Below are 26,578 nucleotides of genomic sequence, written 5' to 3'. Positions count from 1 at the left end.
TAAAAAAACCCGCCTCGAATAATCTCGAAGCGGGTTTTTGTTTATTTATTTTCGAAGCTTAAGCTACTTTCTTAGCGTCTTTTTCCTTATCCATTTCTCGCTTCATCAAGTCCACTACGATTGGAGTTGCGATGTAGATGGATGAATAGGTACCTACAAGGATACCGATGAACAAGGCAAAGGAGAATCCTCTCAATACCTCTCCACCGAATACAAGAAGTACAATCACCACAATCAAGGTAGTAAAGGATGTAATCAATGTTCGTCCCAAGGTCAAATTGATAGCCTCATTGAAGATGCTTACCAATTTTCCTGTTCCTCGAAGCTCGATGTTTTCTCTGATTCGGTCAAATACAATCACGGTATCGTTAATTGAGTAACCAATTACCGTCAATACCGCAGCGATAAATACTTGATCGATTTCGAAAGTAGCTCCAAAAGCCGAGGCAATCGCAAAGGCCGCTATCACAAACAAGGTATCGTGAATCAAGGCAATAATTGATGCCAAGGAGAACTGCCACTTGCGGAAACGAACCAAGATATACAAGAAGATCGCGATCAAGGCTACAATCATTGCCTCCGCAGAGGAAGTCTTGATATCATCCGCTACAGTTGCACCAACTTTGGAAGAACCTGTGATTGCAAATTCTCCAGCCTGAAGATTCTCAGCATCTTCAGTGAAAGTGAATCCTGTAACTGTTGCGATACCTTCTTTTACTTTCTGCTCTACTTCCAAGTTGGAAGCATCATCATCTTCATTGATCAAATAAGAAGTAGTCACTTTCAGTACATTGTTGGACCCGTAAGTTTTCACCTCAACTGATCCTTCAAATTCCCCGTCCAATCCAACTTTCAATTCGGAAGGAACAACAGGCTCTTCGAAAGCAACGATGTAAGAACGTCCACCTGTAAAGTCCACACCAAACTTCAGTCCGTTTACAGCAGCAATACCCAAACCGATAATAATGATTCCTGAGGAAATCAAGTAAGCTGTCTTTCTCTTACTCAAGAAATCAAAACTGATACTTGAAAGTGCATTTTTAGCGAATGGTGAAGCAAAGCTGATAGAGCTATTGTCTCCTTTCTTACTCATCCAAGACACGATCACTCGTGTGATAAATACTGCGGAGAAGAAAGAGGATGCAATACCAATCATCAATACGATTGCAAAACCTTTCACCGGACCTTGACCCAAAGCATACAAAATCGCACCGGTCAAGAAAGTCGTCACGTTGGAGTCCAAAATCGCTGAGAATGCCTTATTGTAACCAGCATTAATCGAAGCGATCAAACCAACTCCATTTCGAAGTTCTTCTTTGATTCGCTCAAAAATCAACACATTGGCGTCAATCGACATACCAATAGTCAATACAATACCGGCGATACCAGGCAAGGTCAAAGCTGTACCCAACTGAGCCAAGATTCCTAAGATGAAGAAGATGTTAAACACCAAGGCTGCGATCGCAACCAATCCACCTTTAGCATAGTAGGCCACCATAAAGAGCACTACCAATACCAAGCCTGACACCATGGAAATAATACCCTGACTTTGAGCTTCCTTACCCAAAGTAGGACCAATGATGCTTTCCTCTACGATTTGAGTAGGTGCTGGAAGTGAACCTGACTTCAAAATATTCGCCAAGTCTTGTGCCTCCTGAAGGGTAAATGTTCCTGAAATTTCAGACTGACCAGTAGGGATTTCTCCGTTTACAACTGGCGCAGTGTATACATAATCATCAAGAACCACAGCAATTCTACGACCTACATTGGCTGCTGTGATGCTTCTCCATTTTCTTGCACCTTCAGCATTCATTTGCATGGAAACTGCCGGTCTGGAAGTTTGATCCAATACCTGTCTAGCATCGGTAACTACATCTCCTTCCAAAGGAGCCTGATCAGAACCTCGAGGAGTTTTGATCGCATACAATTCTAGAATTTCAAGGTCAGTACCTTCTGGAGTAACCGGCTTAACTCCCCACAACAACTTGATGTCTCTTGGAAGAAGAGACTTGTAATTCGGGTTGTTCAAGATTCGATTGATCACCACAGTATCTCGAACTTGGTAAGCAAGACCATAATTCGCCTGGATTAGGCTATATAGCGGAGAGATATCATTGGACTGATTCAATGGATCGATTTGCTCTAATTGCTTCTCAAGAGCCATTCGTAAGGAATCTTCCTCGGACATATTTTCCATAGAAACTGAATCCTGCTCGCTTTCAGCATTACCTTGATTATCAGCAACCCAAGCTGCATTAATTGCATCGATAGCACCACCGATTTCGTTTACTTCTGCTACTTCCCAGAATTGAAGCTTAGCTACACCTTGCAATAGTTTTCTAACACGCTCCTGGTTATCCACACCTGGAAGTTCTACCTGAATTCTTCCAGTTCCTTGGATACGCTGAATATTTGGCTGAGAAGTACCAAATCGGTCAATACGAGTTCGAAGGATGTTGAAAGATCGCTCGATTGCATTTTCAACCTCAGTATCGATGATATCTAAGATTTCAGCATCAGAGGATTCCAAAGAAATTCTACCTCTGTTGGCTGCAGTAGCGAAAATGCTGCTCAGGTTTCTACCCGGGTTATTTTGCTGCCAAGCTGAATAGAATAAGTTGACATACTTATCTGTAGAAGTTTTTGCTGCGAGACGAGCATCTTCTACAGATTTGTTGAAAGCCTCATCTTTAGGATTTCCAGCCAAACCTTTTACAATTTCTACTGGAGAAACTTCTAAGGTCACGTGCATACCACCTTGAAGGTCAAGACCAAGACCTAGTTCGGTTTCTTTGATTTCCTGGTAAGTGAAATCTGCCCCCAAGAAATTGTAAACAGGCTCTCTCCAAATTGAATCGAGGTACGCTCTTCTTTTTACAAAATCTACGTTACCTGAGGCATCTGTGGCATATTCAGTAGCTGTCTGCTGAATGCCATTTGAAACAAATGTGAATGACAGATAATACAGACACAAGGCTGTAATCACCACTGTCAAAAACACAATGACTCCTTTGTTTTGCATTGAATTATTGAATTTTAAATTGATTTTTAGAAATAAGAGATTGTAGCAGGACAAATTTTTGCCTGCGATAGATAGGTGTTAGAAAAATGAAGGACTAGGGCCCTTGGGTTGATATGATCCGTTCGAAAAGTATCTGAACCAGTTGATTGTAATGAGGAACGGTGACAGCCGAAACCACAAAAGTGCGTGGCTCAAAACTGATTATGTCATAAATAAAATAGAGAGCTGTCTGGGTAACCTGTACAGCAAATGGCACTACAGCATCCACAGCCATACTTAGCACAGTAAAGTCTCCAGAATCAGGATTTTGGTGATTCTCAACTTTTACCGGCTCTTGCTCTGCTACATACTCCACAGAAGCCACAAAGAAGCACAACAACATGGCCAAGACTAGGGTTAGTCTTCGCTGCCAAAGTTTGTTTTTATTGCTTTTTTGTTTCATGGAGGGCAAATATAGAAATAATTTTTATGCAAAAACCAACTAATCAAGGCCTTTGAAAGGATTTGGCTCGAAGGTAAGTTCGGATGACTTCTAGGCCCATATCGAAATTATCATTGTTTGGAATGATCAAATCCGCATCATTCTTAAAAGGCTTGATGTACTTTTCATAGGTAGGCATCACATGCATCTCATAGCGATAAAGAACATCGTCAAGGTCATAGCCTCGCTCTACTTTATCACGAATAATCCGCCTTTTCAGTTTGATATGATCCTTGGCGTCTATGAAAACCTTCAAATCCAATAAATCAGACAATTCAGGATAGTATAGCACAAAAATCCCTTCCACCACAATCACTGGCGCAGGCTCGAAAGCTAGCATTTTAGGCTTTTTCGCTGCGTTATTGAAGGTATATTCCTCTCGATATACCGTTTCACCCTTTTGGATTTTGCGGATATCATCAGCATAAGCCTCGAAATCTATACTTTGAGGAGTGTCGAAATTGTGGACGCCTTGAGCATCGATGGGCTGAAGATGCCGGGGTTTGTAGTAATTGTCTTGGGAGATCAGGCAAACCTCTCCAGGCTTGAAACTACCCAAAAGTCTTTCCAAGAAAAGTGTTTTGCCAGATGCTGATCCTCCGGTAATCCCAACGATGAATGGCCTGCCCATGAGTTTGAATTTGCTCACAAGTTTAGGAATTTTTCTGCTTTAAAAAGTCCACTAATTGAGCTACAGCCTTTCCACGGTGGGAAATCTTATTTTTTTCCTCCAAACTCAGCTCTGCAAATGTTTCATTCTTCCCTTCTGGAACAAAAACGGGATCATAACCAAAACCTTTATAACCTCTCCGTTGATTAATTATTTCACCTTTCGCAACTCCCTCGAAGGAATATTCCTTTCCGTCTAAAATTAGTGCAATCACGGTTCGAAACTGAGCTTTTCGATCAGTTTTCCCCTCCAGATTCTTCAAAAGCAAATCCACATTTCGCTCATCAGATCGAGGTTCACCGGCATAACGACCTGAATATACCCCTGGCGCTCCTTGAAGAGCTTCCACTTCTAGCCCAGTATCATCCGCAAAACAATCCACCCCATAGTGCTCTTTGACATATCGGGCCTTTTGAAATGCATTGTGATCGAGTGTATCTCCTGTTTCGGGTAATTCTTCCTGACAGCCAATTTCACGAAGGGAGACAATTTCAACCTCTCCTTCTAAGGCCGCCTTCACCTCTTCAATTTTCTTGGGATTATTGGTAGCGAAGCAAATTTTCATCCCCAAAATTAGAAAAATCCAAGGGAAAAAATCTGAAGCCTTTTTGGAAATAGGCATTGCCAATCCTGATCAATCGGCTATCTTAACCATTCATTTTTTATACCCAATCATGAAAAAGATTACCATTTATTGCGGATCAAGAAAAGGAAATTCACCTGCATTCGAAGCAGGAGCAAAGGCATTGGCTCAGGAAATGATCCGAAGAGATTTGTCCCTAGTATACGGAGCAGGACGTGTCGGACTCATGGGTGTGATCGCTGATGAAATGCTGGCCGCCGGACAGGAGGTTTTAGGAGTAATCCCACAAAAACTCGTGGATCGGGAAGTAGCGCATAATGGATGCACGGAATTAATTATTGTAGAGACGATGCGGGACCGAAAATGGCTCATGGCAGAACGCGGAGATGGATTTATTGCTATGCCAGGAGGAATCGGGACCTTAGAGGAACTCTTTGAAATCATGACCTTGAATCAGCTACACTACATTCAAAAGCCTTTGGGGCTGTATAATGTGAATGGATATTTCGATAAACTGATTGACTTTCTCAAGCATGCAAAAGACCAAGGTTTTTTGTATCCGGAGCAGGAAGAATTAGTGATTATTTCAGATGATCCAGCTGAGTTATTGGATAGAATGGCTGCATACCAAGCCAGGAGACCATCGGATTGGTGATTTGGAATTTCTTAAAATAATATTTGGCAAAACCACGCCAATTAACCGGGAGATTTCACTGATAAGTGGATTTTTTCTATTTTTGCTACAATTCTTTTTATCATGATCCAAAAGCTTTTCCCTTTAGACAAAAACTACATCCTCCGTCAGGCACAATTTGCCATGGAGGAAGAGCTTTTGGAGCAAATGGTTTATGAGCTCAAGCGCTCCTACACCTACCTTTACAATCCGCTGCAATTGATGGATTCTACCTATGCAGCCATTTTGGATAATTTCGAATTTCCCATGGATAGGATTCGAATGATTTACCGTCAGCTATGCGGAGTGTACCGCTATGTGAATGGAGACAATCAGTTGGAATTGCTTTTTGATGGAAAGTCACACTTTGACAAGTTCAAAGAGGACTGGGAAAAAACCTTTATCCAATACGTACGGGATTTGGGTCAATACGAGCCTTATGTCAAAACCATGCTTCGGATGACCATTCTTTACGATACTGAATCCCGTGCCGAATGGGCTGAAAATCACTGCAAAGCTTTTATCAATCAGCATTTCGGAATTCGGGTGATCAAACGACATGGAGAATTGAAGTTAAAGGCTAGCTGATAATTTTTCCCATTTCCAAAAATTGAAGCCTCCACAAATTTTAGTGAAGAAGGTTTCTCCCCTTGAAAAAAATACTGAAATTGAGCGGGCATGAATGTCCTGCTTGACCTCCAATATTTAAACGTCGCCACCTCAGGGATCAAAACCTATATGATGGAACTGGCAAAAGCCGCGAGAAGGTATAGCCATCCCGACGTACATTGGATATTTACGCATGAGCCCGAAAAACAAGCAGCAGACAATAATTACAAATTCCCTCAATCCAAGATTCAACGACTGAATTACCATTTGGACTACCTGAGGTGGAAAGAATTCCAACTTCCCGATTTGGTAAAAAAACATAAGCCCGATGTCCTAATTTGTCCGGATTTTGTTTCACCTGCGGCATCGCTGAACTGTCGTAGGCTTACTGTTTTCCACGATGCATTTTTTTGGCAAATGCCTCAAAATTACCCAAAGTGGTGGCGGAAGTACTTTCTTAACCTGATTGCAAAAGGACTTAAAGAGAATACAGAAATTATCACCACTACTTACTATTCCAAAAAATCACTGATTCAATATTTGGGCAATGATTGGCCGATCAATGTCATCTACCAAGCCCCAAAAATGCTTCATGATCCCATTGAGCCAACCATTTTAAAAAATCATCAGCTAGAAAAAGAGGGCTATTTTCTTCACATAGGGACTTTCGATCGTCGAAAAAACCTGCCTTTACTTGTCAAAGCCTATTCAGAATTTTTGACTCAAACTGGATCTGACAAAAAGTTGGTTTTAGCTGGAGGAGCTGGTCAAAGCAAGCAAATGGATGATTTTCCCATTGTACAAAAACTGGTGGAAGACCTTCAATTGGAAAATCAAGTGATTCTTCCCGGCTATGTAAGCGATGGAGCAATCAAAGCTTTGTATTCTCAAGCATTTGCCTATGTCTTTCCTTCGCAAAATGAGGGTTTTGGAATCCCAATTGTTGAATCCATGGGTTTTGGAGTACCAGTAATTCATTCCGATCAGGAAGCCCTTCTAGAGGTAGCAAATGGAGCTGGAATGCCTTTCCAAACCGGAAGTTTGGAAGACTTGACTAAAAAAATGATACTTTTGAGTCAAGAAAATGACCTGCGGGCCCAATTGATTGAAAAAGGAAAAAAGAGGGCTGAGGACTTTTCGGCAAAAAAATTCATCGAAGCTTTTCATCAGGTTATTCTGAATCCCGGTAAGTAAACCATGCGGCAAATCTCCTGTCCGGTCTGTCATTCTACTCCCCAATCAAACCCAATCCCTTTTTCGATTATTTCTTGCTCCAATTGTGGAGTTAGCTGGACTTGGATTCCGGAAGAAATAGATGAAGGATCCCTTTATCGGGATGAGGTCTATCAAATTGTGGACAATCGACAATCTATTTTTGAAAAGATCATTTTTAGAGAGGCTAGAAAAATCCTAATCGGTGCCAAAAAAATGAATCCAACGGCCATACGCTTATTGGACTTTGGCTCAGGTAAAGGTCAGTTTCTAGCCGTAGCCAAAAAATTGAGATGGGAAGGCATCGGAATAGAAACAGAAAAAGCAAGAGCGGATTTTGCCCAGGAAAAGTACGGGGTGAAAGTCTTGAATCAATTTTATGAAACTGGACTCATTGGCGAGAAAAAATATGACCTGATTACCCTGAATCATGTGCTTGAACACTTGCCAAGACCCATCGCTACGCTGAAGGAATTGCTACAGGAAAATTTGGCTGAAAAGGGAATTCTTTACATTGAAGTTCCGAGATCCAACTCCTGGCAGGCTAGGTTTGGCGAGAAACTATGGATGCATTGGGATATTCCCAAACATTTAACACATTGGACTGAAGAGGGACTAAAAAAAGAACTGGCAAAAATGGGATTTGTGGCTGTTGGTTCAAGGAGTTTTTCCATTCATTTGGGCGTTTTGGGGATGCTTCAAGTCTTGCTTTCCCAAATAGGTTTTCGGGACAATATCATTCTTCGACTCAAGCGAAAGAAATCACTTGGTCTATTGGTCATGCTAGCTTTGGCTCTGCCTTTTGCCTGGGTGATTGAGTTTATTTCCACTTTTTTTGGAAAATCAGGAATAGTAGGGCTTTATTTCCAACGAAATGTCTGATTCCCGAAATATCCTTTTTCTTCAAAGTTCATCAGAGCTCTATGGCTCAGGAAAGATTTTCCTGCAAGTCTTGCGTGTTTATCAAGAGGAAGGATTTCGTCCGATAGTTGTGCTCACCAACGAAGGCCCTATTCAAAGTCTCTTGGAAAAGGAAGAAGTCCCTGTTTTTATTCAAAATCTCGGGATTTTAAGAAGGAAATACCTTAGCCCTTGGGGGCTTTTCAATAGAGCTCAGAAAAATCGTGAAGCTTTTAATTTTCTGACAAAACTCCATCAAAGCTACCAATTCGAACTTGTCTTCTCCAATACGCTTGCGGTGGTAATTGGTGCTTATTGGGCGAAGAAGAAGCAAATTCCCCATACTTGGCATATCCATGAAATACTGCTAGGGCCAAAACCTCTTGTTTGGTGGCTTTCCAAAATGCTGGACTCCACTACACCACATCCAATTGCAGTTTCAAAATCGGTAGGAAATCACTGGCAATCCAAACTCAAGAAAGCCAAGCTAAGCGTCATTTATAACGGGATTCCCTATGAGCCCTATTTAAATGCAAAACCTACCCTCCGAGAGGAATTGGGATTATCCCCCGATCAAATTTTGATTGGAATGGTAGGAAGGATTAATCCCGGAAAGGGGCAAGGTTTTTTCCTAGAAATGACTCAAGAGTTGATTTCGAAGAATTCTAACCTTCATTTTGTTTTGGTGGGCGATCCTTTTCCTGGCTATGAACCAATTCTCGAAGAACTTCTTCAAAAAATTGAGAAGGATGGATTGAGCGCAAAAGTTTCTTATTTGGGATTTCGGGAAGATATTCCCCAAATCATGGCCTCTTTGGATATTTTTGTCTTGCCTTCGGTTTTACCGGACTCTTTTCCTACTGTTATTTTGGAAGCTATGGCCGCCGGAAAACCCATAGTCGCCACAAAAAGCGGGGGAGCTGTTGAAATGGTAGAGGAAGGAAAAACAGGGTTTTTGATCCCTATTGGAGATGTGAATCAGGGAATAAAAGCCCTAAATCAGCTAATCGAAGATAAAAATCTTCGTGAAAAAATGGGGAAAGCTGGTCAGGACCGAGTATTGAAGGAGTTTAGTTTGGAAGCTTTTAAAGAAAATATCAAAAACCACTTATGGCAACATCTGAAAAGAAGCTGAAAGTTGCCATCATGGGAGCGAAAGGCTATCCTTATGTCTATGGTGGCTATGATACCATGATTAAGGAATTGGGAGAGCGCCTGGTTGCTAAAGGAGTGCACATTCGAGTCTACAATCACCGTGCTCTTTTCCCTGAAAAACCACGTTGGGTTAATGGAATCGAGTGCATTTATACCCCGGCTATTGAATCGAAGAGCCTGACTCAGTTGACCCATACCTTTTTTTCCATGATCCACGCCTGCTTCTCAGATGTGGATGTGATTTTTGTAGTCAATTCGGGTAATGGACCTTTTGGACTTTTGGCTCGTCTTTTTGGCAAACCCACAGCCATCAACGTGGATGGATTGGAATGGCTTCGCCCGAAATGGAAAGGACTTGGAGCCAAGTATTTTTATTGGGCCTCCAAATTGGCAACCAAATTTTACGATCAAATCATCAACGATTCCGATGAGATGAGAAGGGTTTATTTGGAGCTATTCAACAAGGATTCTGTGGTCATTGCCTACGGTGCTAATCCAAAAGAATCAGTTTCTCCAGAACCACTTTCCAGATGGCTCCTCGATAGCCGTGACTATTATTTGATCGTCGGTAGGTTAGTGCCTGATAACAATGCGGATCTGATAATCGAAGGTTTTTTAAAATCCGATTCCAATCGGAAATTAGTTGTAGTAGGAGATGTGCCTTACCAAGATGCTTGGGCAAATAGACTTAAGGAAATTCAGGATCCAAGACTGCTATTCACTGGCTATGTAACAGACCCTATGGAACTGGCGGCTTTATATTCGCATTGCTACGCCTATTTTCATGGACATGAATATGGAGGCACCAATCCAGCCATGCTCAAAGCCTTGGGCTATGGCTGTGCTATTTTAGCGCTGAATACCCCTTTCAACCAAGAAATGCTACAAAACGGGAAGCATGGCTGGTATTTTGAGAAGAATGAAAACTCGGTGAAGGAATTGGTAGAAATGGCTGAAAAGAATCCTGGAGAGTTGGAAAACTTACGAAAAACAGCTCGATACGGACTCACTCAAAAATACAACTGGGATTATGTCACTGAGCAGTATTTGGAAGTTTTCAAACACCTGAGCAAAAAGTAAACTTACTCAATCTGGTGTTTTAAAATTCAGAATGTCTTTTTCTGACATAATGGCTCTGAACAATTTTTCCTAGAAAAATCTGAGAAGAGAGACATTCAAAAAGCAGAGGTTTCTCCAGTTCTCCAAACAAAGGAATCCCCGAGCCCAGAAGAATTGGTATAGTGGTAATGGTCATTTCATCGATTAAATCTTCCCTCAAAAAACTTTGAATCGTCTTTCCTCCATCGATATATAATCGCCTATACCCTTGTCTACGGATCTCTTCAAGAACCTCTTGGAGTGATCCACAGACTATTTGGACCTTGTCTTGTAAAGACTCAGGAACCTGTTTCAAAGTATGACTTAATACAAAAACAGGTTTATCATAAGGCCAATCAATATCAAATCCACATACAGTATCGAAGGTATTTCTTCCCATCACCAAAGCATCAACTTGAGCCATAAAAGCTCCATATCCCATGTCAATCTGGTCTGTATTTGGAATGGAATCCAACCAATCAAGCCCTCCTTCTTTATCTGCAATAAATCCGTCTAAACTGGTTCCGATGTAGACTTTATTTCTTTTTTCCATATTGATCCAACTGCTTTCCTCCGACCCGGAAGAAGATACCAAAGATGACTTTTTTTGAAAAGATTTCAGAATCTAGAAAAACTAAGCTGAAAAGATTCCAAAGACTATAATTAATTAGCTTTTTTGAGTTTTGAACGAATAAGAAAAAAGGCATCTATCAAGCCCAGAACCAACAAAGCATAGCCAAGGTAATTTTTAAAACTCCCCACATCCTCCGCTTTTACAAAAACAGTATTCATTAACCCGATCGTAATAAAAAGGATAGTCCGAATGACATTCCAGCTAATTTTTTGTTTTGATTCCATCTTGAGGGATTAGGTTTATTTGAATATTAAATACAGAAATAAGGCTAGGCCCAGTATGAATACTATCCCAAAAATCAGGAGATGCATTTTCCGATCTGACCGATGGTTTTGAATGTAAGATTCATCCACCTCGATTTCCCCCGCATCATTCAAGCATTCTTCCAATTGATTGATTTTGAATTGATTGAATTTTCGCTGAGAGAAAAAACTGATTCCAAAACTGAGCAAAATCCCGATTCCAAAAACCACATAATCGTCCCATTCGAAAGCTGGAACTTGACCATACTTGTGCAGCAAATAGAAATAGGAGCCGATTAAGAAAACCATGGTGCTTGTTGAAGCGCTTACGTACAAGGTTTTCAAATATTCTTGATAATAAAATTCAATTGAAGCCTTCAAACTCTCGACCGCTTTTAATTCTGAATCCAGAAATGGTAGCTTCTTTAGAACCCGAAATTGAATAATCATTCCTCCTATCAAAATGACTAGAAAAATCAATAATGGAAGAGGGTTCGATCCAATTGGGGAAATGAAAAGAAAGAGTACCGCTAAGATTAGGATGGATTTTAAAATGATATCCAAAATCAAAGCAGACTTGAATTGAGCCCGAATATTTTTGGAAGAAGATTTTACGAATTGTGTGATTTCTTTTTCAGAGAGCTTTTGCTCTTGAAAATAAGGATCTCTTTTCCAGGCTGCTTTATATTTTTCTAAATCTATGGGTTCCATTTTATTGAAGCTTTTGAATCAAATCAGCCAGTTTAGCTTTGATACGAACCAGCTTTACACTTACATTTTTGACACTTATACCTATCGTATCAGCAATTTCTTCATAGGATTTTTCATCCAGCCAAAGCAGGATAATCGCTTTCTCAATTTTGTTTAATTGGGAAATTGCCCGATAGAGAATTTTGACATCTTCAGATGCATCCATAGTTTTTCCCATATCTTCCCCAAATGAAGGTGCTTCAACATGAAGAAGTAACAAATTCGGCTTTTTGGTTTGGGTGATTGCCGTATTCAAAGCGACTCTATACATCCACGTGGAAAAAGCCGAATCACCCCGGAATTTTGGGTAGGACTTCCATAATTGAAGGATCATTTCCTGATATAAATCCTTGCGATCCGATTCATCCTTTGCATAGACGAAGCAAATTTTGTGAAGGATAGCCTGATGCTTTTCTATTCTTGCAATGAACTCCTTTTCTATGTCTTTAGCTGACTGCATGTGGGAATCGGCCATTAGCCGTCTGACTTATAGGAATAAGATTGCAAAAAACACGATGATACCCAAAAGCAGGAGCCGAGCGAATAGCTTGGTTGCCCGGGAATTCATAGGTTCTTCCTCTTTTTGGAATTTTTGTTCGATCAATATCCCGAAGGTCGTACCGATGGGAAGAGATGAGGAAAGCGCAATCACAAAGTTTTCGGTCATGAAAAATAAACTTATACCGAGCACAAAGGTGATCAAAGCTCCGATGAGGTAGCCTGCTCCTTTGAATAGTAGCGTCTGATGATTTTCTGTAGTTTTCATTGGAATTTCTTTTTGGTGAATCTTTTACTCAGTTAGTCTACAAAAGCACCAAAAAACTACAGTCGAGAATATAAATTTTTTATCAGCCCAAAAATTGCCGCTTAAAAACCCATTAGATAATTAAGCGCACACCTCCCAATTCTTCGATCTTGTATGGAAACTTATCCCCGGGAGAACCTATGAACATAAAGTTGATCGGGATATTCCATTTTTCGGAAAAACTGTTGATCAATTCAGGAGAGAAATTCCCTTCTTCCACCACAAACTCAATTTTAATCTCAGGATATTCTTTATCCAAAAACTCGATTTCCTCCTTCAGCTTCTCTGGAACCTTCACTAGATCATTTTTTACAATCACAATTTTAAGTTTCCTCGTATGCTCATTTTTTTTGATGTAAAGCATGACCTTATTCAAAGTAGCGATGTCATCTCCTTTGGTGAAAAAGACAAACTCTTGGGAATTGATTTTATTGATATTTCGAAGAATTCTTCGATCCAATCGCTTGAAATATCGCTGAACGGGATTAAAAATCGCATCGATGATTTTGAGCAATACTTTCAACAAAACCGTCCTATTCAACATAATAATGATGAATAGGATGGATGGGATAAAGTAGTACAGAAATACGGACAAATTACTTGGAAGACCTTCTTTCGGAGGCATAATGATATTTCCGATAAGCGCGATAATTACCGCACTTATTGCAATCAATACTGCAAACCAAGAAGCACGCTCTGGTCTAGGGAGCTTATTTCTCCTGATTTTCAATAGAATATTCCCTATCCCAAAAAGGGCCATTACAGAAAGAAAGGAAATGGTATAAACCCCTGCCAAAAGTTTGACATTGCCCTCCGTAATCAATAAAACCGAGGCACTGAGCAAGAAAAACATGATGATGATTCTGAAAGAGCTTCCTCTTTTGTTTTTCTTCAGAAAAAATGGAGGCATAATCCTATCCAATGTCATTCGCTCAATCAAACCTGTCACACCTACAAAACTGGTCAATACTGCACCGCTAAGCACTAGAAAAGCATCCAAAGCAACCATGATAGCAAGACCCTCTCCTCCCACCTGCTCACCCATTTCTATCAAAAGGGTGTTTTGATATTCATCACTTTGCAGAACAGGAATAGTAAAAAGAGCCAATGCAAAAACAGCCATCAGTGGATTTATTATACTGACTATGGCCCACATATTTCTCAGGGTTTTGGGAAAAACGCCCTTCTCCTGCTCCTCAACAAAGTTTGCCGAGCTTTCAAAACCAGATACCCCCAACATAGAAGCGGCAAAACCTAAAAAGATGGCTGTATAAATGGAACCACCGGAAAGTGGCATCTGCCAGTTATCAAATAGGGTCCCAAATCCATTTTGAAAAAGAAAATACAGGATGAAGCCACTTAAAATCGTCAAAGAACCCAAATGGAAAATAAAAATTCCTATTGCAACTTTGGCGGATTCTGAAATGCCTCCTATGGTCAGTAAAGCAAAAATGCCCAGTAAGACCAAGGTCATAGGAATGATAGGCATTGCTGGGATTAAATGATGCAAGTAATGGATGGCTTCATTGGCAGAAATTACCGCCGTTGCCATGTAGGACAATATTGTGAGGGTCGCGGCAAAGGATGCAGTGGACTTGCTTGTAGTGTTTAAGAGGGCATTATAAGCCCCTCCATTCAAGGGCAAGGCTCCCACCACTTCACCGTAGATTTTTCTGAAAAGAAACAAAACAACTGAAACTATCAGAAGGGTAACCCAAGCATATTGTCCTGCAAATGCTATTGCCAGTGCAGAAACATACAAAACTGAGGAGCTGATATCGTTTCCGCAAATTGCTGTCGCGGATAACTGATTGAGTTTATGCTGGACTTTATTCATTTGCAGAAACGGGCCCGCCATTGTAAAAGCGTGAACCGTCTATACCAAAGTTAAAAGAATTGAGAACTCTGTACTTATAATTCCCCAAAAACTGATCTTCAGTGAAGAATGGCTTGACTACTCAATAATTGCAGAGGCAACTTCTCTATGAATTTTCCAAATGCCATCCTTCTTATCCTTTTTGAGAATCACTAAAAACGTATCGAATAACTCTACAGATTCTCCTTCTGAATTGGTATAGAAAACTGAACTTGTTCCAAAATCATAGGCCACTGAATCACTGACGATCACAGTCTCTTGAGGGCGCATTCGAATACTATCATAGCTGAACATTCCCAGCTTTTGTTCCCGCTCACGCTTATACTCCAACCATTCTACACTTCCGGGAGAAACACCAATGAAATCATCAGTGGAATACTGAGCAAGGTCTCCATACCTTTTTTCCTTTATGGCCAATTGAAAAGCAGCTCTAGTTTCCTCTATCGCATCCAATTCAGCTTGAATATCCACCATGGGAACTGGAGAAATTTCGATTTCTGAATGCTCAGTTTTCTGAGCACAGGAAAAAGAAAAGAGGATCAAAATGAAATATGCAAAGTATTTCATGGCACACGGGTTAAAGTTTAAACAGATTTAAGATTAAGTAAAATAAAAAATGCACTTGAGTTTTGGAAGTTAAAACTCTGATTTTCTACTAATTAGGAATTAAACAAATAGCAAATTAAAAAATCAACTGGTACATTTCTTCCAGTTTGCTAACCTGTAAAACCTGGATTTTATACTTTTTCAAATCCAGGCCTTTAACAGCATATTTGGACACAACGATTTTGGCAAAACCCAACTTTTCTGCTTCGGAAATTCTGTTTTCGATTCGGGAAACCGCACGAACTTCACCTCCCAAACCTACTTCCCCTGCAAAGCAAATCTTTTCTGAAACAGGAGTGTCTTCATAGCTGGAAATCAAACTGGCGCAAACAGCCAAGTCAAGCCCTGGATCATCTACTCGCATTCCTCCAGCCACATTCAAGAACACATCCTGATTTCCCAAGCGCATACCGCCACGCTTTTCCAGAACTGCCAGCAACATGTTTAGCCGCTTCGCATCATGTCCTGTACTACTTCTTTGCGGAGTACCATAAGTGGCTGGACTTACAAGGGATTGAATTTCAATTAAAAGTGGACGATTCCCTTCCATCATGGCTCCGATTGCCACACCATTCAAAACTTCCTCACGTTGAGTGAGTAGAATTTCTGAAGGATTTGCTACCATTCTAAGGCCATCAACCCGCATTTCATATATCCCCAATTCATGAGTGGATCCAAAACGGTTTTTGGAAGTTCTCAAAATCCGATAGGTCAAATGTCGATCACCTTCAAATTGCAGAACAGTATCCACCATGTGCTCCAATACCTTCGGTCCTGCAATTGTCCCATCTTTTGTAACATGCCCAATCAAAAAAACAGGCGTTCCCGTCTCCTTGGCAAACTTCATCAATTCGGCCGTACATTCCCTTACCTGAGAAACAGATCCAGCTGCGGACTCCACATATTGGCTATTCAAAGTCTGAATCGAATCAATGACCAAGAAGTCAGGCTTGAGCAGTTCAACTTGTTGGAATATCTGTTGGGTATTGGTTTCAGAAAGAACAAAACAATCGGGATTTTGAGCAGCCATTCGATCAGCACGCATTTTTATTTGTGCCTCCGATTCCTCTCCCGAAACATAAAGAACTGTTTTCCCTTTTAAAGTCAGAGCAATTTGAAGCATTAAGGTTGACTTCCCGATTCCCGGTTCACCACCAATCAGGACCAAAGAACCCGGAACAATCCCGCCTCCTAGCACCCGATCCAATTCAGGATCTCCAGTCACCCAGCGTGGCTGTTCTTCATAATTGACTTCCGTGATCTTCTGAGGAGTGGCTGTTTTTTTATTTCCAGTACTTTGCTTCCAGGTACCTTTTCCGCCTTCCTCTTTCTGAATTACCTCTTCCACATAAGTATTCCATTGTCCACAAGAGGGACACTTCCCTTGCCATTTGGGACTTTGGGCTCCACAATTCTGACAGAAAAAGGCAGTTTTTATTTTTGCCATTCTTAATGCGCTTCTAACCAATCATTACCAACACCCACTTCCACTTCGATTGGCACATCCAATTTAATGGCAGATGCCATCAGCTCAGGGATATGTTTGCGAAGAAGATCCACTTCATGCTTATGAGCATCAAATACCAATTCATCATGGACTTGAAGAATCATCTTGGACTTCAATTTTTCCTTTTTCATCCAATCATGAACATGAATCATTGCCACCTTGATCAAATCAGCAGCTGAACCTTGGATTGGGGCATTGATAGCATTTCGCTCCGCAAATCCACGCATGGTCATATTCCGACTGTTGATATCTCGAAGGTATCGTCGGCGTCCCAAAATAGTCTCTACATATTCATCCTTCCGAGCTTTTTCGATGACTCCATCCATGTAGGCTTTAACTGCTGGGAACTCCTTGAAATAAGCATCAATAATTTCCTTTGCTTCTCCTCGAGGGATTGAAAGTCTCTGCGAAAGCCCAAAAGCTGAAATTCCATAGATGATTCCAAAATTGGCAGTTTTAGCCTTCCTTCGCATATCTGCTGTTACCTTATCCAAGGGAACTTGGAAGATTTTGGCGGCCGTAGTGGAGTGAATATCCCGTCCATTTTTGAAAGCCTCAATCATGGACTCATCCTTGGAAAAAGCAGCCATAATCCGCAGTTCGATCTGAGAATAATCTGCGGCAAATAGGACATGCTTGTCATCCCGAGGAACAAAAGCCTTTCGGATTTCTTTTCCTCTATCCGTTCTTATCGGAATGTTCTGCAAGTTGGGATTGATGGAGGATAGACGACCAGTGGCTGCTACAAACTGATTGTAGGTTGTATGAATTCGTCCCGTTTTCGAATTTATCATATTGGGAAGTGCATCCACATAAGTAGACTTCAACTTGACCATTTGCCGATAATCCAATATAGCCTGAGCTATTTCATGCTCATTCGCAAGCTTGCTCAAGATTTCTTCGCCAGTAGCATATTGCCCTGTTTTGGTTTTTTTGGCTTTTGGATCCAGCTTTAACTTTTCAAAAAGTACATCTCCCAACTGCTTTGGAGAGGCTAAATTGAATCGAACTCCAGCCAATTCATAAACCCGTTTCTCAATCTCTTTGCTTTCCTCATCCAAGGATTTCGAAAGCTCGGCCAAACTATGGGTATCAATTCGAACTCCTTCGAATTCCATATCAGTCAGGACCGGGATAAGCGGGTTTTCGACCTCGTAAAACAACTTTTCGAGCTCATTTTCCTTCAAGATTGGATCAAATTTTTCCTTCAGCCTCAAGGTAATGTCAGCGTCTTCAGAAGCATAAGCTGTCACGGTATCTTCATCCACATCCCTCATATTGCCTTGGCCCTTGCCTTTTTTACCAATCAATTCTGTGATGGAAACCGGTTTGTAATTCAAATATTGCTCCGCCAAAAAGTCCATGGAATGCTTTCCCTCCGGCTCAATCAGATAATGGGCGAGCATGGTATCATAAAGTTTTCCCCGAACATCAATTCCGTAATTTCGAAGGACCAGCAAATCGTATTTGATATTCTGGCCAATCTTGAGGATTTTCTCATTTTCAAAAAACGGCTTCAAGATGTCCAGAATCTTATGGGTTTCTTTCTGATCCGAAGGACATGGGATGTAGTATGCTTCTCCGCTTAAATAAGAAAATGAGAGCCCAACTAACTCAGCTTCCATGGCATTCAAGGAAGTAGTTTCGGTATCAAAACATACTGATTTTTGAAGCATCAGATAGTCGACCAAATTTTCGATCTCATCCTTTCCCTTCACTTTGTGATAATGATGAAAACGACTATCGATAGTCTCCAAAACTACTGGAGAAGACGGATTGACACTTTCCTCTTCAAATTCCAGCTCTGAAGCTGCCGAACTATCTCCAAAGAGCCCTAGCTGTTCATTTTGCTGGATGACCGCTTTTTTGCCTTCTTCCTTAAATACCCGCTTGGCAAGGGTTCGGAATTCCAACTCATTAAAAATGGCCCGTAATTTTTCCTCATCAAATCCATCATAACGGAGATCCTCCTCTACAAAATCAACTGGAACATCGATTTTGATCTTGGCCAACTCCTTTGAAAGCAATCCTTGTTCAGCAAAGTTTTCAACATTTTCCTTTTGCTTTCCTTTGAGCTGATCGGTGTTTTTTACCAGCTCTTCTACACTTCCAAACTGCTTGAGCAATTTCGTCGCAGTTTTAGCTCCGATTCCAGGAATACCCGGAATATTATCCACGGCATCACCCATTAGACCCAAAATATCGGTGACTTGATCCACATGCTCTATATCCCATTTGGCGCAAACTTCCTTAGGTCCCATTACCTCAACGCCATTTCCCATGAAGGCGGGTTTATACAGGAAAATATGGTCATCCACCAACTGCCCATAATCCTTATCCGGAGTCATCATGTAGACCGTAAAGGATTCCTTTTCGGCTTTTTTGGCAATAGTTCCAATGATATCATCTGCCTCATAGCCATCCATTTCCAAAAGCGGAATATTGAATGCTTTCACAATTTCCTTAACCCATGGTGTACCTACCGTGATATCTTCCGGCTGTTCTTGCCTATTGGCTTTGTATGGTTCATATTGTTTATGGCGAAAAGTCGGAGCCGAGGTGTCAAATGCTACAGCAATATGGGAAGGCTTTTCCTTGTTCAAAACTTCCAAAAGCGTGTTGGTAAATCCCAACATAACACCGGTATTCAATCCTTTGGAGTTGATGCGGGGATTTTTGCTGAAAGCAAAATGAGCCCGGTAGATGAGGGCCATGGCATCGAGTAGAAAAAGCTTATGAGGTTGTTTTTGAGTCATGGTTTTTTTGCATCCAAATGAGTCGATGAAGTTACAAAAAATCCCCTGCCTAATGGCCAAATGAGACAGCTATTAGCAGATTTCAATCGAAATGAAAAGTAAAACGGCTCTGTTTATTCTTCCTGCTTTCTCAGGTACTCCTTGACTTGCAAGCCACGGAGAAAAATCAAAATCAAAGGAACTAGCCAAAGTAATTCATTGACTATCAAATGAAAACCTGTCCGCTTATTCCAACCAATTTCTGGTAAAAAGCCGAGTGAAAACCAAATCGCAAGAATGAGCTTCCCAGTAATACCAGCCAAAATCAAATAAACCCAACTTACAGGATAAAAGGCCGACACGAAAAGCACCAAGCCAACCACAATTCCCAAGTTTCCATACCAGTCAGCGGGAAGATCAAATGATTGGCCCGAAACAATAGCTAGCCAAGCAATCAATTCCGGTCCAAACCATTTGAAAAAAGCTGACCAAGCCACGGTATACATACCCGCTAACAAAAGAAGTCCCCGAAAGTGCATGGGGAAAATTGGGAATTCGGCTTTTTGATCCATGAACGGTTTGAATTTTTACAGCTAAATAAACACCTTCGAACGATGCTTGTTTGTGCAGTATAGTAAAACTATCCTATGGAACGAAAAAATAAAAGACATTCTGCCTTGTTTGTGGTTTTGGGTATGATTTCCACCCTGACCTTGGGATTCACCTTTGGGAAATTAGCAGGTGAAATCAACCCTCAGACGATTGACAGCGCTGCTGGAATTATCGGTTTGAGCTTTTCTCCTGCAGAAAAAGACAGTATGATTTCCCGCCTTGAAACTCAATTGTCAAACCTTCAAACTTCACGGGAATATAAATTGGATAATTCCATTGCTCCTGCATTGGTATTCAATCCTCTCCCGATCGGTTTTCAGCCTGAGACTCGTCAGATGCCAGTTGACTTCGGATTGGCTGAAAGCGTTGCATTACCAGCAAGTGATGTGGATATCGCCTACACGCCTGTTCATGAATTGGCTGTCCTGATCCGAAATGGTCAGCTGAGCAGTGAGCGCCTGACGCAGATTTATCTTGATCGAATCAAAACCTATTCTGACACCCTTCAGTGTTTGATCACCTTGATGGAAGAAGACGCACTTGCAAAAGCTAGACTCATGGATGCAGAGTTGGCTTCAGGACGCTATCGAGGGCCCTTGCATGGAATTCCTTATGGTATCAAGGACTTATTGGCAGTAAAAGGAACAAAGACAACCTGGGGAGCTGCTCCATATAAGGATCAAGAAATTGATGAAACGGCTCAGATCGTAGAAAAACTCGACCAAGCAGGAGCAGTGTTGGTAGGCAAGTTTACCCTTGGCGCATTGGCTATGGGTGATGTTTGGTATGGAGGTGTGACCAAAAACCCTTGGAATCTAGAGCAAGGATCGAGTGGCTCTTCGGCAGGTTCTGCTTCAGCTGTTAGCGCAGGTTTAGTGCCTTTTGCAATAGGCACAGAGACCTTAGGATCTATCGTTTCCCCAAGTACTCGAAATGGCGTAACTGGACTTCGCCCCACTTATGGTCGCGTCAGCAAACATGGAGCGATGGCTTTGAGTTGGTCCATGGATAAAATCGGCCCCATCTCACGATCTGCGTTGGATAATGCTATTGTACTTTCCGTGTTAAATGGAAAGGATGAAAAAGATCCAAGCACAATCGAAGCAGCTTTCAACTATACTGCACAAAAAGATCCAAAAAGCCTTAAAATCGGCTATTTCAAGTCCTTTTTTGAAGGAAATAGAAGTTCTGAAAATGATCGAAAAGTTTTGGAATTCTTAGAAAATGAAGGTTTTGAATTACATCCTGTTGAGCTTGAAACTTCCGTAGCGGCAGGGCCTATGACCATGATGCTGATGGTAGAAGGTGCAGCAGCATTTGACGAACTGACCCGCCTAGGATGGGATGATGAATTAGTTGCTCAAAATCGAAATGCCTGGCCAAACCTTTTCCGTGCTGCACGCTTTATTCCGGCTGTAGAATATGTGAACTTGGCTCGTCAGCGAAGCGTATTGATTCAGGAAATGCATGACTTAATGAAGGATTACGATGTCATCGTGACCCCAAGCTATGGAGGCCAGCAACTTCAAATCACCAACCTCACTGGCCATCCAGCACTTTGTCTACCAAATGGATTTAATAGAGGAGGAAGCCCAACGTCCATTACTTTGCTTGGAAACCTATTCGAAGAAGATAAGCTAGTTTTGTTAGGAAATTACATCCAGAAAAATACTGATTGGCAGGCTAAACGACCTCCACTTTTCAATAAATAAAAAAACGCCGGTCAAATTGATGACCGGCGTTTTTTCTTTATTACCTAAAAATCATCAAGGTATAACCGCCCCTTTGACACGCATGTTGTTAGGACTCAAAAACCAGATCTTCTGCGTTGTTTCGATCGCATAATGATCGATTTTTTGGGTGCGCTGATTCAAATAAACCTCTCCCAAGACATAGGAAGTATAAAACATGCTTTCCTTGGCGATACTGAAGGTCAACCAAATAGGTCTATCATCGATAATCCGCACACGGATTTCCTGTACCGAATTTTTTGCTTCGGGCTTCAGGCGATGAATCAAGATATCCCCCTGAAGCTCGGTGGTGTAGGAGCTCACCAGAGATGGTTTATTGATATCCGCCCGAAAAAAGGCATCCAATTCCTCCCGCCACTCTTCTTGTGAAAGCGTGACTTCCACACTTTCTTCTTTCCCGTTTATGCGGGTGGATTTGATGACCTTTTCCCCATTCATTTTTCCAATCTCAGCTTCAATAAATCCGCTGACATCGTAATAAGGCAAAGGATCTAATTTCCCTGGCTTTGCAATTCCAGGGGCATTTTCACAGGAAGAAAATAAAAACAAAAAGGCTCCGAAAAGAAATAATAGGTTGATTTTCATCAGCTTATCAAAATGTGTCCGGTCATTTCTTTTGGAATTTCCACACCCATCAATTTTAGAATTGTAGGCGCTAAATCCCCTAGTTTTCCATTTTTTAGTGTGAATCGGTCATGCTTATCGACCATAATGAAAGGCACCAAATTCGTAGTATGTGCCGTATTTGGTGTGCCATCTTCGTTGATCATGACATCTGAGTTACCATGATCCGCAATGACGATTATTGTGTAGTCATTTTCGAGTGCTGTATCAATCACACTTTTTGCACATTCATCCACTGCTTCACAGGCTTTCACCGCAGCTTCAAAGTCTCCGGTGTGACCCACCATATCCGCATTTGCAAAATTAAGGCAAATGAAATTCGCTGACTTTTTCTTGAATTCCGGATTGATCTTGGAAGCGATCTCGTATGCGCTCATTTCAGGCTTGAGATCATAGGTAGCTACTTTTGGAGAAGGACAAAGGATTCGGCTTTCTCCCTCAAATTCCTTTTCGCGTCCTCCGGAAAAGAAAAAGGTAACGTGTGGATATTTTTCAGTTTCAGCGATACGGATCTGTTTCTTATGAGCATTCGCCAAAACCTCTCCAAGCGTATTCTTCAAGTTGTCTTTTTCAAACAAAACTTTCACTCCCTTAAAAGTATCATCGTAGTTAGTAAAAGTGATGTAATCCAAATCCAACTTCTTCATATTGAAATCCTCGAAATCGCGCTGGGTAAGGACCTGAGTGATTTCCCGTCCGCGGTCTGTTCGGAAGTTGAAGCAAACCACCATATCTCCATTGTCAATGGTAGCCAAAGGTTTATTGTCAGCACCAACATGAATGATAGGGCGGATAAATTCGTCCGTCACATTATTTTCATAGGATTTCTTTATCGCGGCCTGAATATTTTTAGACTTCTCTCCCTCTCCATGGACCATGGCATCATAGGCCAATTTCACACGTTCCCAACGATTGTCACGATCCATGGCATAATAACGGCCCACTACCGAAGCAATTTTGCCAGTGGATTTTGCCATGTGCTCTTCCAACTCCGCCAAAAATCCAGCTCCACTTTTGGGATCAGTATCACGTCCATCAGTAAAGGCATGCACAAAAACATTCTCCAATCCATGGAAATGAGCAGCATCACATAGACCTTTTAAATGATTGATATGAGCATGAACACCTCCGTCGGAAACCAAGCCGATAAAGTGTACTTTTTTCTTATTTGATTTTACTTTTTCAAATGCCTCAGTAAGAATAGGATGCTGATTTAGCTCTCCATTTTCAACTGCCTGATTGATTTTTACAAGGTCTTGATAGACTACTCTACCAGCCCCGATATTCATATGACCAACTTCAGAATTTCCCATTTGGCCTTCCGGCAAACCCACTGCGAGACCAGAAGCCTCCAAAGTAGCATGTGGGTATTTTTCGTAGAGACTATCTACATAAGGAGTTTTGGCTTTGTCAATGGCTGACACGGCTGGATTGGTTGCAATTCCCCAGCCATCCAAAATCATTAAAAGTACATTCTTTTCCATGTCGCAAATATATTACTTTTCTTACCATTGACCTTTCGAAGCGACTTCTTTACTTGATTTTCACTTTTTTTCATGGAGGACAAAAAATCAAGGATGTACAGCTTTTTTGGCTTAGTATTTGTCTATTCGAGGGCCGATGACTGGATTTAAACTATTACTTTTCTTCCTCACCTTTTGGGTTTCCCCTATGGACACACCCAAAAGCATGGATTCTATCGATCCGGTAATCGTAGCAATCGATTCGGGATCGAGTAGTGAACTGGCTCGCTATTTCGGAAATAGCATCTCCCTTAACATCAATGGACAGCAGGGAGATTTCTCAAAAAATCAGGCCGAATTGGTTTTACGCGACTTTTTCAAAAAGAACCCTCCGGTTAGTTTTCAAGTCGTTTTTAGAAGTGAAAACAACCCAAGCATAAGCTCCTATATTGGAGAATATCAGAGCGGTCAGACCAATTACAAGGTCTTTATTAAAATCAATCAGCAAAACTCTCAGATTGAGGTTTACAGCTTGGGCTTTGTTAAAGCCTGAGTGATTTTTGGAAAAAAGGGAACGTAAACCTTCCAAGATGCCTATTTTTGTGGCATGAAACCATCCTATTTGACTGATTCAGCCCTTGATGCCTTTATCCAAGCAGCTTTTGCTGAAGATATCGGTCCTGGAGATTATTCTTCTCTATCTGCATTCTCACCGGATACTCAAGGACAAGCAAAACTTTTAATCAAAGGGGATGGAATCCTAGCCGGGGTTGAATTGGCGGAGCGAATTTTTAAAACCTTCGATCCTCGTTTGGAAGTCACTTTGTTCAAAAAGGATGGGGATTTAGTAAAATTTGGAGATATCGGTTTGGAGGTAAAAGGACCTGCTGCTTCCATTCTTTCGTCAGAGCGCTTAGTCTTAAACTGCATGCAGCGTATGAGCGGGATTGCTACTAAGACCCACCGACTAACTCAAAAAATCCTTCACACCAAGGCTCGCCTGATGGACACCCGGAAGACTACTCCTAATTTCCGGTTGCTTGAAAAATGGGCCGTACTCATCGGAGGAGGTGTAAATCACCGATTTGCTCTCTATGACATGATCATGCTGAAGGACAATCATGTGGATTTTGCCGGAGGCATCAAAAATGCCATCCGAAATACCCAAAAATACCTTCAGGAAAACCAGCTTAATTTAAAAATTGAAGTGGAAACCCGAAACCTAGATGAGGTCGCTGAGGTGTTGGAAGTAGGAGGTGTGGATTATATCATGCTCGACAATATGGACTACGACACCATGCGAAAAGCTGTGGAACTGATCGATGGAAAAATGGGAATCGAAGCATCAGGGGGAATTACGGAAGATACTTTAGCAGCAGTGGCTGAATGCGGAGTAGATTATATTTCCATGGGAGCTTTGACCCATTCTGTGAGCAGTATGGATATCAGCTTAAAAGCATTTTAAAGCCATTTTTTCCTCAAGAAATAAATAACCATACCTAGGGCCATGACTCCCATCACCCCCAGAGTTACGAAATAACCATACTCCCAATTCAATTCAGGCATATGCCTGAAATTCATTCCATATACCCCTGCCACGAATGTCATAGGGATGAAAATAGTGGAAATAACTGTCAGCACTTTCATCACATTGTTCATTCGATTGGAAAGGCTGTTCATGTAGAGGTCCAAAACACCTGAGGACATATCGCGAAAAACTTCCATGGTTTCGATGACTTGAATGGTGTTTTCATACAAGTCACGAATAAACGGCCTTACCTCAGGGGAAATTTTATGCTCAGCATATTTATCAAAGGATCCAATTACCTCCCGAAGCGGATATACCGACCTTCGCAGATCCATCATTTCCCTTCGTTGCAGATAAAGGGAATTTAATGTCTCGCTATCGGGCTCAAGCATGGCCTGAGATTCCAAATTCTCAATGCGCTCCCCAATATTTTCCATCACCACAAAGTAATTGTCAACCACGGCATCAAATAAGGCATAGAGCAAGTAATCCGTTCCTCGCTTTCGAATAGCCCTTTGGGTATCCATCAATCGATCCCGGACAAACTGAAAAACATCTCCGCTCTTTTCCTGAAAGGTGATCAGGACATTATTTTTCAATATAAAACTCACCTGTTCATCCACCACTGGTGACTCTGGGCTTGCACACTGAATCATTTTAAGCGTAGTGAAAATATACTCCTCAAATACCTCCATTTTAGGCCGTTGATTGACATTGAGAATATCTTCCAAGGTCAACTTATGGATTCCAAATAAATGCCCGATCTGTTCCAACAATTCGACATCATGCAAACCGATGACATCTATCCAAACCACCTTTTTTTGAAGCTTTAAATGCTCCTCGATCTGCGAGAGTTTTACCTTTTCCTCATAAAAATCCACCTCGTCATAAGTGATCAAGTTGATATAAACCTCTTCCTGCTTTTGGTCACCTGTAAAAACTAATGCTGCTGGAGGCAAACCCACTTTGTGAGCAGGTTTCTTTTTCTTCTTGGATTTAAAAATTTTTTGAAACTGCTTCAGACTCGAATTTCGGGGCATGA

General features: G+C 41.3%; 26 protein-coding genes. 9 read left to right on the top strand and 17 right to left on the bottom strand.

From position 1 onward, the window contains the following. Positions 1 to 58: 58 nt before the first annotated feature. The 4 genes from secDF to NY014_RS11875 all read right to left on the bottom strand — a co-directional run bounded on the left by secDF (position 59) and on the right by NY014_RS11875 (position 4,738). Entirely contained in the window at positions 59 to 3,022 is a 2,964-nt protein-coding gene (gene secDF / locus NY014_RS11890; protein WP_259414800.1) for a protein translocase subunit SecDF, read from the bottom strand. A 94-nt stretch (positions 3,023 to 3,116) separates the two neighbouring features. Continuing rightward, on the bottom strand, positions 3,117 to 3,464 hold the full coding sequence (locus NY014_RS11885) for a hypothetical protein (protein WP_259414799.1): 348 nt from the start codon (positions 3,462 to 3,464) through the stop codon (positions 3,117 to 3,119). Positions 3,465 to 3,507: 43 nt separating this feature from the next. Beyond that, positions 3,508 to 4,134, bottom strand: coding sequence for a uridine kinase family protein (locus tag NY014_RS11880; protein WP_259414885.1), 627 nt, complete (start codon positions 4,132 to 4,134; stop codon positions 3,508 to 3,510). A 22-nt stretch (positions 4,135 to 4,156) separates the two neighbouring features. Further along, complete coding sequence (locus NY014_RS11875; protein ID WP_259414798.1) at positions 4,157 to 4,738, bottom strand: non-canonical purine NTP diphosphatase; 582 nt, start codon at positions 4,736 to 4,738, stop codon at positions 4,157 to 4,159. Positions 4,739 to 4,847: 109 nt separating this feature from the next. On the opposite strand from NY014_RS11875, the gene NY014_RS11870 reads away from it, so the two are divergent. The 6 genes from NY014_RS11870 (at position 4,848) to NY014_RS11845 (ending at position 10,385) form a co-directional block, all read left to right on the top strand. Next, on the top strand, positions 4,848 to 5,411 hold the full coding sequence (locus NY014_RS11870) for an LOG family protein (protein WP_259414797.1): 564 nt from the start codon (positions 4,848 to 4,850) through the stop codon (positions 5,409 to 5,411). A 102-nt stretch (positions 5,412 to 5,513) separates the two neighbouring features. Continuing rightward, on the top strand, positions 5,514 to 6,017 hold the full coding sequence (locus NY014_RS11865) for a hypothetical protein (RefSeq protein WP_259414796.1): 504 nt from the start codon (positions 5,514 to 5,516) through the stop codon (positions 6,015 to 6,017). 90 nt (positions 6,018 to 6,107) lie between these two features. Further along, the gene (locus tag NY014_RS11860; RefSeq protein ID WP_259414795.1) at positions 6,108 to 7,232 is read left to right on the top strand and encodes a glycosyltransferase family 4 protein; all 1,125 of its coding nucleotides are present in this window, start codon (positions 6,108 to 6,110) and stop codon (positions 7,230 to 7,232) included. A gap of 3 nt (positions 7,233 to 7,235) precedes the next feature. Beyond that, positions 7,236 to 8,132: a class I SAM-dependent methyltransferase gene (locus tag NY014_RS11855; RefSeq protein ID WP_259414794.1), complete on the top strand. Its 897-nt coding sequence runs from the start codon at positions 7,236 to 7,238 to the stop codon at positions 8,130 to 8,132. Then, positions 8,125 to 9,285, top strand: coding sequence for a glycosyltransferase family 4 protein (locus NY014_RS11850; RefSeq protein ID WP_259414793.1), 1,161 nt, complete (start codon positions 8,125 to 8,127; stop codon positions 9,283 to 9,285). Before NY014_RS11855 ends, NY014_RS11850 begins: the two co-directional genes overlap by 8 nt. Continuing rightward, positions 9,261 to 10,385 (top strand): glycosyltransferase, encoded by a 1,125-nt coding sequence (locus NY014_RS11845; RefSeq protein WP_259414792.1) that lies wholly within the window; start codon positions 9,261 to 9,263, stop codon positions 10,383 to 10,385. The genes NY014_RS11850 and NY014_RS11845 overlap by 25 nt, the downstream gene beginning before the upstream one ends. 19 nt (positions 10,386 to 10,404) lie before the next feature. On the opposite strand, the gene NY014_RS11840 is transcribed toward NY014_RS11845, so the two are convergent. The 10 genes from NY014_RS11840 to NY014_RS11795 form a co-directional block, all read right to left on the bottom strand. Next, on the bottom strand, positions 10,405 to 10,956 hold the full coding sequence (locus NY014_RS11840; protein WP_259414791.1) for a dihydrofolate reductase family protein: 552 nt from the start codon (positions 10,954 to 10,956) through the stop codon (positions 10,405 to 10,407). 110 nt (positions 10,957 to 11,066) lie between these two features. After that, on the bottom strand, positions 11,067 to 11,261 hold the full coding sequence (locus NY014_RS11835) for a hypothetical protein (RefSeq protein WP_259414790.1): 195 nt from the start codon (positions 11,259 to 11,261) through the stop codon (positions 11,067 to 11,069). A gap of 15 nt (positions 11,262 to 11,276) precedes the next feature. Beyond that, positions 11,277 to 11,990 (bottom strand): hypothetical protein, encoded by a 714-nt coding sequence (locus NY014_RS11830; protein WP_259414789.1) that lies wholly within the window; start codon positions 11,988 to 11,990, stop codon positions 11,277 to 11,279. Between the two features lies 1 nt (position 11,991). Then, positions 11,992 to 12,504, bottom strand: a complete 513-nt coding sequence (locus NY014_RS11825) for an RNA polymerase sigma factor (RefSeq protein ID WP_259414788.1) — start codon at positions 12,502 to 12,504, stop codon at positions 11,992 to 11,994. Between the two features lie 12 nt (positions 12,505 to 12,516). Beyond that, a complete protein-coding gene (locus NY014_RS11820) occupies positions 12,517 to 12,795 on the bottom strand; it encodes a hypothetical protein (protein WP_259414787.1) in 279 nt (92 codons plus the stop codon). Positions 12,796 to 12,907: 112 nt separating this feature from the next. Further along, on the bottom strand, positions 12,908 to 14,671 hold the full coding sequence (locus NY014_RS11815) for an APC family permease (protein WP_259414786.1): 1,764 nt from the start codon (positions 14,669 to 14,671) through the stop codon (positions 12,908 to 12,910). 117 nt (positions 14,672 to 14,788) lie between these two features. Next, positions 14,789 to 15,277: a YybH family protein gene (locus NY014_RS11810; RefSeq protein ID WP_259414785.1), complete on the bottom strand. Its 489-nt coding sequence runs from the start codon at positions 15,275 to 15,277 to the stop codon at positions 14,789 to 14,791. A 115-nt stretch (positions 15,278 to 15,392) separates the two neighbouring features. After that, complete coding sequence (gene radA, locus NY014_RS11805) at positions 15,393 to 16,763, bottom strand: DNA repair protein RadA (RefSeq protein WP_259414784.1); 1,371 nt, start codon at positions 16,761 to 16,763, stop codon at positions 15,393 to 15,395. A 2-nt stretch (positions 16,764 to 16,765) separates the two neighbouring features. Further along, on the bottom strand, positions 16,766 to 19,579 hold the full coding sequence (gene polA / locus NY014_RS11800; RefSeq protein WP_259414783.1) for a DNA polymerase I: 2,814 nt from the start codon (positions 19,577 to 19,579) through the stop codon (positions 16,766 to 16,768). A 113-nt stretch (positions 19,580 to 19,692) separates the two neighbouring features. Then, complete coding sequence (locus tag NY014_RS11795) at positions 19,693 to 20,130, bottom strand: hypothetical protein (protein WP_259414782.1); 438 nt, start codon at positions 20,128 to 20,130, stop codon at positions 19,693 to 19,695. 75 nt (positions 20,131 to 20,205) lie between these two features. On the opposite strand from NY014_RS11795, the gene NY014_RS11790 reads away from it, so the two are divergent. Beyond that, positions 20,206 to 21,882 carry an amidase gene (locus NY014_RS11790; protein ID WP_259414781.1) on the top strand — a complete coding sequence of 559 codons (1,677 nt, stop codon included), beginning with the start codon at positions 20,206 to 20,208 and terminating at the stop codon, positions 21,880 to 21,882. A 54-nt stretch (positions 21,883 to 21,936) separates the two neighbouring features. Here NY014_RS11790 and NY014_RS11785 read toward each other — a convergent pair whose 3' ends face one another. After that, positions 21,937 to 22,506 (bottom strand): hypothetical protein, encoded by a 570-nt coding sequence (locus NY014_RS11785; protein WP_259414780.1) that lies wholly within the window; start codon positions 22,504 to 22,506, stop codon positions 21,937 to 21,939. Further along, entirely contained in the window at positions 22,506 to 24,029 is a 1,524-nt protein-coding gene (gene gpmI / locus NY014_RS11780) for a 2,3-bisphosphoglycerate-independent phosphoglycerate mutase (protein WP_259414779.1), read from the bottom strand. Before gpmI ends, NY014_RS11785 begins: the two co-directional genes overlap by 1 nt. A 205-nt stretch (positions 24,030 to 24,234) precedes the next feature. Between gpmI and NY014_RS11775 the strand changes: the two genes are divergently transcribed. Next, positions 24,235 to 24,561: a DUF4783 domain-containing protein gene (locus NY014_RS11775; protein WP_259414778.1), complete on the top strand. Its 327-nt coding sequence runs from the start codon at positions 24,235 to 24,237 to the stop codon at positions 24,559 to 24,561. A 54-nt stretch (positions 24,562 to 24,615) separates the two neighbouring features. Next, positions 24,616 to 25,473: a carboxylating nicotinate-nucleotide diphosphorylase gene (gene nadC / locus NY014_RS11770; RefSeq protein WP_259414777.1), complete on the top strand. Its 858-nt coding sequence runs from the start codon at positions 24,616 to 24,618 to the stop codon at positions 25,471 to 25,473. On the opposite strand, the gene corA is transcribed toward nadC, so the two are convergent. Continuing rightward, positions 25,470 to 26,576 (bottom strand): magnesium/cobalt transporter CorA, encoded by a 1,107-nt coding sequence (gene corA / locus NY014_RS11765; RefSeq protein ID WP_259414776.1) that lies wholly within the window; start codon positions 26,574 to 26,576, stop codon positions 25,470 to 25,472. The genes nadC and corA overlap by 4 nt on opposite strands. Positions 26,577 to 26,578: the final 2 nt, after the last annotated feature.

This window comes from Algoriphagus limi, assembly GCF_024919275.1.
Taxonomy (GTDB): Bacteria; Bacteroidota; Bacteroidia; order Cytophagales; family Cyclobacteriaceae; genus Algoriphagus; species Algoriphagus limi.
This window is presented reverse-complemented; position numbering and strand designations above follow the sequence as displayed.